This window comes from Undibacterium sp. GrIS 1.8 (assembly GCF_040544445.1).
Taxonomy (GTDB): domain Bacteria; phylum Pseudomonadota; class Gammaproteobacteria; order Burkholderiales; family Burkholderiaceae_D; genus Undibacterium.
Map to the genome: position 1 here is coordinate 64,037 of NZ_JBEONQ010000025.1, position 13,317 is coordinate 77,353.

11 protein-coding genes are annotated in these 13,317 nt (G+C 46.1%); 4 read left to right on the forward strand and 7 right to left on the reverse strand.

What is annotated here, in order from left to right; translation table 11 throughout:
* Positions 1 to 6: 6 nt before the first annotated feature.
* From cyoC to cyoA, 3 genes are read right to left on the reverse strand one after another with little or no spacing between them, the layout of a single operon-like run.
* Entirely contained in the window at positions 7 to 684 is a 678-nt protein-coding gene (cyoC, locus tag AAKU64_RS13240; protein ID WP_354332498.1) for a cytochrome o ubiquinol oxidase subunit III, read from the reverse strand.
* Complete coding sequence (gene cyoB, locus AAKU64_RS13245) at positions 677 to 2,695, reverse strand: cytochrome o ubiquinol oxidase subunit I (RefSeq protein WP_354332496.1); 2,019 nt, start codon at positions 2,693 to 2,695, stop codon at positions 677 to 679. Before cyoB ends, cyoC begins: the two co-directional genes overlap by 8 nt.
* Entirely contained in the window at positions 2,695 to 3,750 is a 1,056-nt protein-coding gene (gene cyoA, locus AAKU64_RS13250) for a ubiquinol oxidase subunit II (RefSeq protein ID WP_354332495.1), read from the reverse strand. Before cyoA ends, cyoB begins: the two co-directional genes overlap by 1 nt.
* Before the next feature lie 192 nt (positions 3,751 to 3,942).
* Between cyoA and AAKU64_RS13255 the strand changes: the two genes are divergently transcribed.
* Complete coding sequence (locus AAKU64_RS13255; RefSeq protein WP_354332577.1) at positions 3,943 to 5,247, forward strand: MFS transporter; 1,305 nt, start codon at positions 3,943 to 3,945, stop codon at positions 5,245 to 5,247.
* Positions 5,248 to 5,318: 71 nt separating this feature from the next.
* Here AAKU64_RS13255 and AAKU64_RS13260 read toward each other — a convergent pair whose 3' ends face one another.
* Positions 5,319 to 6,440 carry a zinc-binding metallopeptidase family protein gene (locus AAKU64_RS13260; protein ID WP_354332493.1) on the reverse strand — a complete coding sequence of 374 codons (1,122 nt, stop codon included), beginning with the start codon at positions 6,438 to 6,440 and terminating at the stop codon, positions 5,319 to 5,321.
* Positions 6,441 to 6,858: 418 nt separating this feature from the next.
* Between AAKU64_RS13260 and AAKU64_RS13265 the strand changes: the two genes are divergently transcribed.
* From AAKU64_RS13265 to AAKU64_RS13275, 3 genes are all read left to right on the forward strand, one after another.
* Entirely contained in the window at positions 6,859 to 7,998 is a 1,140-nt protein-coding gene (locus AAKU64_RS13265; RefSeq protein ID WP_354332491.1) for an MGDG synthase family glycosyltransferase, read from the forward strand.
* A 36-nt stretch (positions 7,999 to 8,034) separates the two neighbouring features.
* Positions 8,035 to 8,595, forward strand: coding sequence for a hypothetical protein (locus tag AAKU64_RS13270; protein WP_354332490.1), 561 nt, complete (start codon positions 8,035 to 8,037; stop codon positions 8,593 to 8,595).
* A 107-nt stretch (positions 8,596 to 8,702) separates the two neighbouring features.
* Positions 8,703 to 9,950 carry an MFS transporter gene (locus AAKU64_RS13275; RefSeq protein ID WP_354332488.1) on the forward strand — a complete coding sequence of 416 codons (1,248 nt, stop codon included), beginning with the start codon at positions 8,703 to 8,705 and terminating at the stop codon, positions 9,948 to 9,950.
* A gap of 368 nt (positions 9,951 to 10,318) precedes the next feature.
* Here the strand turns inward: AAKU64_RS13275 and AAKU64_RS13280 are convergent, their stop codons facing one another.
* The 3 genes from AAKU64_RS13280 to AAKU64_RS13290 all read right to left on the reverse strand — a co-directional run.
* Positions 10,319 to 11,161, reverse strand: coding sequence for a hypothetical protein (locus AAKU64_RS13280; protein WP_354332486.1), 843 nt, complete (start codon positions 11,159 to 11,161; stop codon positions 10,319 to 10,321).
* On the reverse strand, positions 11,146 to 12,579 hold the full coding sequence (locus tag AAKU64_RS13285) for a DUF2515 family protein (RefSeq protein ID WP_354332484.1): 1,434 nt from the start codon (positions 12,577 to 12,579) through the stop codon (positions 11,146 to 11,148). The genes AAKU64_RS13280 and AAKU64_RS13285 overlap by 16 nt, the downstream gene beginning before the upstream one ends.
* 78 nt (positions 12,580 to 12,657) lie before the next feature.
* A partial coding sequence (locus AAKU64_RS13290) for a DUF2345 domain-containing protein (RefSeq protein ID WP_354362234.1) occupies positions 12,658 to 13,317 on the reverse strand: 660 nt, incomplete at its 5' end.

Genomic DNA, 13,317 nt, shown 5'->3' on the forward strand with positions numbered 1-13,317 from the left:
TTACGCTCATGGTAAAACTCCCATCAAATAAACAAAAGTAAATACACCAATCCAGACCACATCAAGAAAGTGCCAGAACATTGACAAGCACATCAGTCTTCTGCTGTTCTCTGGCGTAATACCATGACGACCAACTTGGAACATCAATGTAATCAGCCAGATAATACCGAAGCTCACGTGCAGGCCATGCGTACCAACTAAGGCAAAGAAGGAAGTCAGAAATCCACTGCGCTGAGGACCTGCACCTTCGTGTATCAGATGCACAAACTCATATAACTCAAAGCCAATAAAGCAGGCACCAAGTAGGCCGGTAATGGCGAGCCAGATCAAGGTGGCTGGGACGCGCTTACGCTGCATTTCCAACATGGCAAAGCCATAAGTGATAGACGACAACAATAGCAACGATGTGTTGATCGCAACCAGGGGCAGGTCAAACAATTCTGCACCTGTAGGGCCGCCTGCATAGTTACGACCAAGTACCGCATAGGTTGCAAACAGGCAGGCAAAGATCAGGCAGTCGCTCATCAGGTAGAGCCAGAAACCGAGCAAAGTGCCGTTTTCCGGATGGTGCTCTTTGACATAAAAATCGCTGCTGACATGCGTGCCAGCGTGTGAAGTTGCACTGATGTTCAAACTGGTATTCAAGTTCGTGCCCTCATTTGGAAAAGTTACAGTATTAGACATAGCTCACACCTTGGCCGGTACCTAACAAGCGAGTACGTTCGCCTTCAGTATGGACGACATCAGCAACAGGGATGTAGTAGTCACGTTTGTAATTAAAGGTGTGAACAATAATTGCCACCATCATTGCCGCAAAGCCCAAACCTGCCAGCAACCACATTTGCCAGATCAGGGCAAAGCCACATATGGCACTCAGTAAGGCGATGACAAAACCGGCACCAGTATTCTTCGGCATATGGATCGCCACAAAACCATCTTGAGGACGAGCGTATTGGTTACTCTTCATATCCGCCCACGCATCGTTGTCATAGACTTTTGGTGTGAACGCAAAGTTATATGCTGGTGGTGGCGAAGATGTCGACCATTCCAGTGTACGGCCACCCCAAGGATCGCCAGTAAAGTCACGCAGAGAGTCACGACGCTTAAAGCTGACGTACAACTGAATGATGAAGGAGGCGATACCCAAGGCAATCAAGAAAGCACCGAATGCAGCGATCTGGAACCAGATTTGCAAAGACGGATCTTCAAAATGGCTAAGACGTCGTGTTACACCCATCAGACCGAGTACATACAAGGGCATGAAAGCGAAGTAGAAACCAATCGTCCAGAACCAGAAGCAGCATTTACCCCAGAAGTCATCCAATTTGTAGCCAAAAGCTTTTGGAAACCAGTAGTTAATTCCGGCAAACATACCGAACAACACGCCACCGATAATCACGTTATGGAAATGAGCGATCAGGAACAGACTATTGTGCAGAACGAAATCGGCTGGCGGTACTGCTAACAATACGCCTGTCATACCACCGATGACGAATGTGATCATAAAGCCGATGGTCCACAACATAGGTAATTCAAAACGAATACGGCCACGGTACATCGTGAACAACCAGTTAAATATCTTCGCACCGGTCGGGATAGAAATAATCATGGTCGTAATGCCGAAGAACGAATTGACGCTCGCACCCGATCCCATGGTGAAGAAGTGATGCAGCCATACGAGGTAGGACAGGATAGTAATCACGACTGTCGCGTAGACCATTGATGTGTAACCAAACAGACGTTTGCTGCAGAATGTCGATACGATTTCAGAGAAAATACCGAATGCAGGTAAGACCAGAATATAAACTTCAGGATGACCCCAAATCCAGATCAGGTTGACATACATCATGGCGTTGCCGCCCATGTCATTGGTGAAGAAGTTCGTTCCAACCATACGATCCAGCGACAACATACCCAACACTGCAGTAAGGACAGGGAAGGCAGCAACGATTAACACGTTGGTGCACAGCGCAGTCCAGGTAAATACTGGCATCTTCATCATGGTCATGCCAGGGGCACGCATTTTAATGATCGTCGCAATCAGATTAATTCCCGAAAGCAAAGTCCCGACCCCCGCGATCTGTAACGACCAGATATAGTAGTCCACACCCACATCCGGACTGGACATGATTCCAGAGAGCGGTGGATATGCCAGCCAGCCAGTGCGTGCGAATTCGCCAACGAATAATGAAGCCATCACTAAACCGCCGCCAAATGCAGTCATCCAGAAGCTAAAATTGTTCAGGAAAGGAAAAGCCACATCGCGTGCGCCGATTTGCAGCGGCACGACATAGTTCATCAAGCCAGTCACTAATGGCATCGCAACAAAGAAGATCATGATTACGCCGTGTGCCGTAAAAACCTGATCATAGTGATGCGGTGGCAGGAAACCTGCTGAGTCTCCAAACGCCAGTGCTTGTTGCAGGCGCATCATGATGGCATCAGCAAAGCCGCGCAGCAGCATTACCAGTGCAAAAATTACATACATAATGCCGATTCTTTTATGGTCGATACTGGTGAACCATTCACGCCACAACATACCCCAAACGCGGAAGTAGGTCAGCGCCGAAAGAACTGCGAAACCACCGATACCGACCACAATAAATGTAGCTAATAGGATAGGTTCGTGAAAGGGAATCGCATCCCAAGTGAGACGGCCGAAGATCAGCTTCGTCAAATCGATATGGTCTTGCATCATTGTTTTCCGATGGTAAGAGGAGATGCTGTACAAATTTCAGCGTCGATGTTGAAGGACAATCGTGTTGCGTTATCTTGCTTCAGGCGTTGCGTAAAAATATTGGTGAAATCTGCTTTGGCATTGGATGCAGCATAGGCTTTCGCATTTGCTCTAGCATCGCTCATCATCATTTTGTCCATGCAGACTTCGCCTGCACCAACGCAACGATTCAGGATGGCATGATACAAATCCGCATCAACGCTCGCATAATGACGTACCGGGTCACGCTGACTTGGCTTTTCTAGTTCCAAATAATTTGCTCGATCCAGTACCTGAGCTTTCGCTTTGGTAGCTTGCACCCACAGATCGAAATTTTGAGCGCTCATGCCATGAAACTTAAAGCGCATATCCGAAAAACCTGCACCACTGTAATTGGCAGAGAAGCCCTCAAACTCACCCGGTTTATTAATCACCGCGTTGAGTGAAGTTTCCATTCCCGGCATGGCATAAATCTGACCAGCCAGCGCAGGAATAAAGAAAGAATTCATCACGCTAGATGCTGTGATTTTAAAGTGAACAGGCACATCCACCGGTGCAGCCAGCTCATTTACTGTAGCGATGCCAAGGTCGGGGTAGATGAACAGCCATTTCCAGTCCAGCGCTACTACTTCGACATTTAAGGTCTTGGTGCCCACAGGAATAGGGCGATTTTCATCTAGGCGCGATAACTTACGGTAAGGATCTAAGGTATGAGTACTGATCCAGGTGATCAGGCCCAGAGCGATAATAATCAGCAGCGGTGCGCCCCAGATCACTAGTTCTAGCTGAGTTGAATGATCCCAGTCAGGTTCATATGTCGCGGCGGTATTGCTTTTTCGGTAGCGCCACGCAAATACGATCGTGAGAATGATCACCGGAACGATGATAAGCAACATCAGCAATGTTGAAACCCAGATCAGGTGGCTTTGCTGAGCAGCAATATCACCTGATGGATTCATTACTACCGTGTTGCAGCCTGCCAGCAAAACAGCAGGAAGGAGAGCTAATCCGCGACGTGCAAATAATGGAATCATGATGTGATAAGTCAGTATGTGTGAAAATTTTATGCTAATGTACTCTTACCGATATGCCTTGGCGATTGGACGTTTTGTCCTAGTTTTCAAATAAGCACGAAAAAAAGAGTAACGTTCAACGACCTAACTACAATTCGAGAGACAACTATGGCCAGCATTAGTACAAACGATAACGAACTGCCTTCCAACTATATGACAGATTCTAAAATTAGTAATGTCAGAAACACTAAATCTGATCATTCGTCGATTGCTCCTAGTGAGATCGCAATTGGTGTCGTGATTGGTCGAGCGTCTGAGTATTTTGATTTTTTTGTGTATGCGATTGCCTCGGTGCTGGTTTTTCCTCAGGTTTTTTTTCCTTTTGAGCAACGATTAGAAGGCACTCTTTACGCCTTCGTGATTTTTTCATTTGCATTCTTAGCCCGTCCGTTTGGCACAGTGACTTTTATGGAAATCCAACGGCGACTGGGGCGTGAAGCTAAGCTCACCATTGCCTTATTTTTGCTTGGTATTTCCACCGCTGGGATCGCGTTCCTCCCGACTTACTCCCATCTTGGCGTAACTTCTATCGTGTTACTTTCTTTGCTGCGGATAGGGCAGGGCATTGCGCTGGGCGGCTCTTGGGACGGTTTGCCTTCTTTACTTGCTCTAAATGCGCCACAAAATAAACGTGGCTGGTACGCGATGTTAGGGCAATTAGGCGCGCCAGTGGGCTTCATGATTGCCGCTGGTCTGTTCGCTTATATGGTCACAAATTTGTCTAGTGAAGACTTCCTGGATTGGGGCTGGCGCTATCCGTTTTATGTCGCGTTTGCTATCAACGTGGTGGCATTATTTGCCCGCTTGAGGTTGGTTTCTACTAACGAATATAAGCGACTATTGGATGAGCGTGAGCTGGAGCCAACGAATATCGTTGAGATGACCCGCTCACAAGGTCGTAACCTGTTGATTGGTGCGCTCGCGGCTTTGGCTAGCTACGCACTGTTTCATCTTGTCACGGTGTTCCCGTTATCCTGGATTACGATTTATTCCAAACGCTCGCTAAGTGGGTTTTTAGAGATACAGATGATAGGTGCGGTGTTGATGATCGTCGGCATTATTATCTCTGGCCTGGTCGCAGATCGTATCGGCCGTCGTAAGATGTTATTCACCTTGGCGCTGATGATTGCCGTACTGAGCGGATTTGTACCGGCTTTGTTAGGTGGTAGCGAGCTTGGGCAAGATATTTTTATCTTGTTAGGTTTTAGTATATTGGGGTTATCTTACGGCCAAGCTGCCGGTGCCGTGACTGCCAATTTTGCACCTAAGTATCGCTATACTGGTGCTGCCTTAACCTCTGATCTGGCATGGCTAGTGGGCGCAGGCTTTGCACCATTAGTGGCACTTGGACTGTCTTCTCATTTCGGTCTTGAATACGTCAGTCTGTACCTGTTATCCGGTGCAGCGTGCTCGATGGCAGCACTTAGCTTGAATCGAGCTTTAGAAATCAGAAATTAATATTTTTACGGTAGATCAAAGAATTGTTGCATGAAGAGCCGCTAAGCTTTTCATGCAATTGAGTTACCCCGTCAGATCGTTTGATTGTTGGTCTGAGTTTGAGTTTGATATTGTGCTTGTACAGGTAGTGCGGCAGCTACATGCGCCAGCACTACTTCATGCACAAACTGTAATTTTCCTTGAACTGGCGAAGACAGTTTGAAGGGATACGAGTCCGGCGTGCCAACGCTGCGATTTAAACTATTAAGCACGTAAGTTAATGCAAACCAGTCGCTCATGATTTCCTCAAATGAATTGATCTTGAGTGGTGGAGCAGTAATTTCCATTGCAGGCTCAGCAAATTTTTGAGGTTTTAGTGACAGACCGCAGGCATGTGCAGTCTCTAGCGTATCCACCATGTGCAGATAATGCGCCCAAGTTTCTGCCCAATCCTCTGCTGGATGCGAGCTCGCGTAGCTGCTGATAAATCGCTGCTCCCAATGCGCTTGCGGGCCATTTTCATAATGTAACTTTAGACTTTCGCTATAGTCTTGGCGCTCATCGCCAAACAGTGCGCGATATCTCTCCAGCCAGTGACTGTTGGCAATCAATCGGTTGAAATAATAGTGACCGCTCTCATGGCGAAAATGTCCGAGCAGAGTTCTATATCGTTCATGCATCTGCTCCCGCGTCCGCTCGCGCTCTGCTGGATTGGCTTCAGCGATATTAATGGTGATGAGTCCGTCATCATGTCCCGTAAAGATTTTTTCTTCGGTAACGCCATCTTCTAAGAACTGAAAAGCCAGACCGTTGACCTCGTCTTCTTGCTTAGAGATGGGTCGTAGCTTGAGCGACCAGAGTGAATACAGAAGTCGCCGTTTAGCTGATTCAAGCCGCTGCCAGAACAGATGATTTTTCTCGCTGGTAAGCGATGGGATAATTTCTGTCATCCGGCATGAGGCACATAAATCATAAGTATCGCCAGCATCAATCATCCAGTTGCATATCTGCTGATTGGCATAGTTCTGACACTGTTTGTAGAGACGTCCCTCATCAGCCGGATTCAGACTACGCCAGTTGCCGTTATCTGCTGGCTCAAAACTACTGACCGTCGTCTGTAAGTGTTGATAGCCAAGCGTACTTTGGCAATTGAAGCAAAAAGTGTTTTCAAAAAAAACCTGCTGGGAGCATTTATTACAGTGAAACGTTTTCATAGCAAGTCCGAATCCCGGGTAAATAGAAGAAATTAGTTCAATAGTAAATTTGATACGCTTGCTTCCGCTGACTTCACCTACTCCATAAGACTGGTATCCGATAATCGAACTTTACCAACGAAATTTACCGAGTTATTTGATTTTGACGATGTGTAAAGTTTGTCCAAGGGCTGACACAATAGGGCAAAATATTGTCATGATTTTATTTGCACATTTAATCACATATCTCTGATTAGACATCTTATCCGGATAGCATATTGATTTGGCTTATTTATTAATCTTATTAATCTTATTAATCCCTTGACTACATACTTAGAGATAAATAATCCTGAGCATAGTTAAAACAATAGATCAGTTCAATTCAAGATAAGCTATTTTTCCTTACCAATAATATTCAATCCATAAAATCTACTTAACTATGACGCAAAAAAAGGTGTTACTTCTGAGCGTTTCTGCCGGTGCTGGCCACATGCGTGCCGCCGAGGCGATACGTGCTTATTCGCTTGATCCGCACTATCAGGTGGTGGCGACACATCTCGATGTGATGAATTTTATGACGGCAGGATTTCGTAAGTTATATACCGATTTTTATATCAAACTGGTCAATAAAGCACCAACACTGTGGGGCTATTTATACCAGGCCTCGCACGAGGCACAGCCCGATAGTACGATGGAAAAAATGCGACGTGCGCTGGAACGTTTAAACGCACGTGCTTTGCTCAAAGAGATTGCTAACTTCAAACCGGATGCAATTATCTGTACGCATTTTTTACCTGCTGAAATGCTGTCAAGGCTGCTAAAAAAAGAGCGTTTACATTGTCCAGTCTGGGTACAAGTGACAGATTTTGATTTACACAGAATGTGGGTGCATGAGCGCATGACTGGCTATTTTGCTGCGAATGAAGAGGTAGCTTTTCGTATGCGGGCGCAGGGAATCGCAGCGGATACGATCCACGTGACCGGCATCCCGATCATGCCAAGTTTTGCTAATCAGTTAGATAGGGTGGAATGCGCTAGAGAATTCGGTCTTGATCCCGCTCGCATGACGATTATGTTAATGGGCGGTGGCGCAGGCTTAGGTAGTCTGGATACGATCGCAACACGTTTATTGGCCTTAGATAGCGATTTTCAATTAATTGTTTTAGCAGGAAAAAATTTACCAGCTTTGGCTGAGTTGCAGAGATTAGCAACGCGTTATCCCGGACGTTTATTGCCACAAGGGTTTACCGATCAGGTAGAACGTTTAATGGCATGTGCCGATCTGGTCGTGACTAAGCCGGGTGGTTTAACGACCTCAGAATGTCTGGCGATGGGCTTGCCGATGATTGTCAATTCACCGATACCAGGGCAAGAAGAGCGTAATGCCGATTACTTGTTAGAGCAGGGTGTTGCACTAAAAGCTTTTGATGATGTGACGCTGGAATATCGTATCCGTTATCTGTTGGCACATCCAGAAAAACTGGTAGATATGCGTGCCAAAGCGACCGTATTAGGTCGCGCCGATGCAGCGCGGCAAGTGCTGGAGTTAGTCTGTAAAAACACATCAAAGAGTTTTTAAAAACTCCTTAGAAAGTAGAGTCAATTGATGCCAATAATGTCGCAAATAAAATCAAAGCAGCCTGAGTCTGACGCAGGTCGGATAACCAAGGTCGGAGACTTAAGCCATACAGCTGTTCCTCTGATCGTCACCTTGTTTTGGGTCGCATTATTGGGCTTATTTTTTGCGCAGACAGAAATCCAGATTGAAGGCGGCGCGGGCTGGGCAGCCAACTTACCGACCTGGCGGATAGAGCATCACTGGTTATTAGATATCTTTTGGGGTGGTCGTCCGATGACAGGCTACCACGCTTGGGTATTTCCTTTTATTGCTATGTTTTTCCATTTTCCGTTTTTTTTCTCGCAACGCTGGACGCTCAAATTAGAAGCTAGGGCGCTGGCTTGCATTATGATGTTTTGGATCGTAGAAGATTTTTTGTGGTTTGTTTTTAATCCTGCTTATGGATTAACCCGTTTTGACCCTATACATGTGGCCTGGCATAAGAACTGGTTTTTATTTGCTCCTGCGGATTACTGGAATTTTTTATCTATCGCTGCAATATTATTTTGGTTTTCGTATCGCCAAGGGACATTCATACGACAGATCAAGAATATTTAAAAAAATTAAATCTGGTAGTCAACAGGGATTGACACACCTAAGTATAGATATCTATGACTTACTTAGATGTTCCACCGATATTAATTCTAATCAGAGACGAGAATAATATGACCAGCACCAGTAAAACAAAACGGCAGCCGGGCAATATGAAACAAGACGCGCAAGTGATTGGCTTGGTCGGCATGGCGCATAGTATTTCGCATTTTTTTCACTTGATACTGGCCCCCTTATTTCCCTGGATTAAAGAGGCTTTCAATTTATCGTATGCAGAATTGGGCTTACTGATGAGCGCCTTTTTTGTGGTGTCGGGTATTGGGCAAGCATTGTCTGGTTTTGTGGTGGATAGAATCGGAGCAAGAACCGTACTGTTTTTTGGTGTGAGCTGTCTGGGTGTTGCAGCGCTGGTGTTATCTGGTGCGCAAAATTATTTTATGTTGATGGCTGGATCAATGTTGGCAGGGCTGGGTAATAGTGTATTTCATCCGTCTGACTACACTTTATTAAACAAGCGTGTGTCGCCTGCACGCCTTGGATATGCTTTCTCGGTACACGGAATTACTGGCAATCTTGGATGGGCAGCGGCACCGCTATTTTTGGTGACTATTGCTGGGTTTGCAGGCTGGCGCACGGCACTGTTATCTGCCGCCTTTTTGCCAGTTGTGGTGTTGATCGTATTGTTTGTGTATCGCGATGTTTTGCGTACGGATGAGGTGCCAAACATTGTGTCTGGTACAGCGACGATGTCAGCTAAAGTCAGCAGTGGGACAATGGATTTCATGCGTTTGCCCGCGGTCTGGATGTGTTTTGCTTTTTTCTTTATGACGGCAATGGCGCTGGGCGGTATACAGAGTTTTGCATCGGTTGGTTTGCGAGAGATCTATGGCATGTCATTAGCATGGGCGACCACGGCTTATACCGCTTACATGCTCGCATCTGCTGCCGGCATGTTGTGGGGCGGTTTTATCGCCGCCAAAACGACACAGCATGATCGCACTATCAGTATTGCTTTTGCGGTTGCAGGTTGCTTTGCATTGTTGCTGGCAACGGGCTGGGTTAACGCCGCGCTAGCGGTGGTATTGATGGGCGCGATTGGGTTTGGCTCTGGCGTCGCCGGACCTTCACGTGATTTGTTGATACGCGCAGCAGCACCAAAAAATGCCACAGGGCGCGTCTATGGCGTGGTGTATTCCGGTCTGGATACTGGCTTGGCATGCTCACCCTTACTGTTTGGCGCAGTCATGGATGCGCATCATCCAAGCTGGATTTTTGTCTGCATCGGTGTGTTCCAGGTGCTGGCGATTTTGACGGCGGTGAATGTGGGGTCAAACACAAAAGCAAGAGCGCTGGCTGTTTAATATTTACATAAAGAACTCATGCCGAATAGCTTCAGACTCTCGCTTAAAGCTGTAACTTCTTAGCGCAGTTTGAAGTGATCTGCAAGATCAAAAATGGTTTTTAATCCGGACCATTAGTTTTTCGTGAGAATCTATAAACGACTTTGAACTGAGGCGATAAGCATTGAGGTGAAGAAGAGTAACGTCGAGGTTCACATCCATGATTTTTTAAGCTTGGGGTCGTTGTAGGTGAGGGAGTACAAAAACATACCGAAAAAATATCTATAAAAATGTCAAAAGAATGCCCAATAAAAATGCGCCTTCCAGCACGATTATGGTCTGGGAGGCGCAGAATGATTGGACGATCTATTTTTACTATTTAACAGTAATTATCGAGGAACTACAGTGTCACCACGTTTGATGGCATTGGCTTCTAATATCTTATTTCTTGCTTCGGTTTCTTTTTTGCCTTGCATGTACTTTGCCGTGCTGCCCCAGCCTTTAGCATCACCTTCTTTGAGGTCACGCGCCTGATTTTCCTGATCACTTTTGACCATGGTGGCGAGGTCTTCAAATTCTAAAAATATTTTATAGGTAATATTACTGCTGTAGTCGACTTCCAATTTAGCAACGACACCATCACCTACCCATTCATAGCGCTGCGTTTCACCCATCATGGCGCGCCATTCTTCTGGTGTTAATTTGTAGCTAGGATCAAACGCACAGCCTTTACCCACATTTAAATTACCAGCCTCATCTAATAAAGACGAGCGTCCTGATACTGCTGGACAGCTTTCACGAATATACCGTTGCCATTTTCCTTTTTGAAATTGTGCAATCAGCTTTTCAACAAAGGCTTGTCCTGCTTCGTGGGTTTTAATGTGTGCTTTAAATTGTAGAGTGACATTGTTAACTGCGAGATTGTTGTTATCAGGTTCATCAGCGTACATAGTAAAAGCAAACAGTGATGAAGCTGTTATCTCATAACCTGGTCTCGAATAGCGAGCAGGAATATCGTCAGGAATTTGGTTAATGCTGTACGACACTTGTCCAGCGGTTTTGCTAGAATTGAACCTCGGTACTCCTGTAGATTTTGCTGTTTCTACAATATTTTTACCTAATTCAAACTTAATCTCTGACATTTTTTCTGTCCCAAAATAGTAATAAACCAATAGCCCGGCAACCAATAAAAATACGAACAAAATACCCCGCCGCTTCATGCGTTTAACCATCCTTGAATTTTGCGCAATTCGTCTTCCATGTACGGACGGTATTTAGACATTAATCGATTAAAATCTTTAGCGATTTGAGCGACAAACTCCATCCTATCGTCTTTATTAGGCAAACTCTTTTTCGCACCTGTAAACCGATCTTTGAGTCCATCAGGCGCATCAAAAATAGTTTGTAAATTTGGATCATTTGTTTTAGGAGCGAAGCTATATATCACCTTGAACTGCGGTGATAACCATCCACCGGTAAGGCGACTAAATTCGTGGTTCATATCCATGGTTTTTTTGAGTTCGGGATCATTGTAGATCAATGGCTGCAATACATTGACTTGTTCGTGTTGCGCGATGATCGCAAGTTCTTTTTTCTGATTATTAAATTTTTCGTTTTTGTCGGAAGTTGAGTGTTCTTCGATGATTTTCGCATACGCCTGTCGAATCTCCCCCGTCACCTTAAACTGCCTTGCCTTCACAATCTCTGCGATGGCTGCGCTGTCTTTAGCGACACGACTCAGTTCGATATGTTCTGATTCCATCACAAAGTAAGCTTCTTTGAATTTGCCCCAATACGGACTAGCAGGGGTGCGATATCCATTGTCGTATTCTTTTACATGCGCTTTACAGTAACTATGCGCTAATTGCGTGGCGGCGGTATATTGGCCGTAACCACCATCCTGACTCCAGCTGGGTGGTGTGTCAAAGTAGCTGCCCGCCTTTTTGTAGACTGGATCTGCGCTCAGACGGCCACTGAGCCGGCCTAGCCATTCGGGGCCGAAAGGGAGTTCTTCTACAGCAGTTTTGGATTGAATCTGAAACGTCGCTAAGTTGCGCTCACCCAGACAGGCATCTAGCCGAGTTTTATTCAGACTGCCATCCCGATTGATACCATATTCCATAAAAAACCAGAGCCAAGGGTAAATATCCATAAATAACCAGAGATTACCTCTGGCCAGCGCCGCATAGGTTCGCATCACATGTTGGTACGGCGAGCTACCGCTGCTCATCAGACTGCCTATATCCGCTAGTGAAGAATTACGGAAGGCACTGGCAACATCCTTCCATTCACGTTGCAAGACTTCTTCACGAGCAAAGCGGTAGGCCTCCACAATATCTTTGACGACAAAGGCAGCGAGTGCGACCCAATAAAACTGGAGATTACCTTTGGATTTATCGCTGCTTTTGAAATACAGATCGGCATAATTGGCGGCGATCCGTTTGGCGCGACGTTCCGGGTCATCAATCAAGTAATAGCAAGCATCTTTGGGACTTTTTTCACAAACGGCAATGAGGGCTGCTTCTTGGGCGAATGACCACAGATGCTTGTACTGCACCGTCGCGGTATGTTGAGAATTGGGCGTGGTGTTGGTCATGCAGGTACCCAACACTTCCAGATGTACGCCGTTTTCTATTTCTGTATGATCCATTGATGGAGTTTCCGTGAATGTAATGCGTATTAATATCGCTTAGTGATCAAACTCAGCAATAAGATTTGGCAACAGGGCTTATTTTTTGAGCTTAAATGCTGAGTAGCGCAGCGCGTAGTCCAGAGGTTGTGCACTTGCTGTATCCAGCCGCTCAATATCACCTTTTTCTGGGCTTTTATTAGTCACTTTTTGCGTTTTGTCAGTCTTGTTGACGACATGAATAGGCATGTCTGCTATTGGCGCGTCGTGGGCATCTTTATAAACGATTTGTTCATCGTATTTTACAAACAAAGATTTTTCTGGGGGAATAGGTGGGACGATGCGATCAGGCAAAGGAGCAAGCGTCGCCGCCCCCCTAGCCCCAGCATCAAAAGCATGCTGTCCACCTTTAACCGTAAAGTTGCCCGGACAAGCAAACGTAATATTCGCCCCCTCCAAGGTAATCGACGACTGGCCTGCTTGCAGCGTGATCTTCTGCTTGGCATTGATCTCAATCTGATCATTGACTGACACCACGGTAATAGCCTTGTCCGCCAACAACTCCAGCTGACCGGTATGCGCCTGCAAGGACAAAGGACCATTCCCCGCAAACACCTGAATCCCCCCCGCATGGCTAAACAAACTCGTCGCCTCACCCGACACCAGCGACGTCGTCATCGCCGCCGCCCAATGGCTATCGGTCTGGGTCGTCCACTGAAGATGCTGACCTGCGAACAGCGCAGTGGACGCCGGACTCGC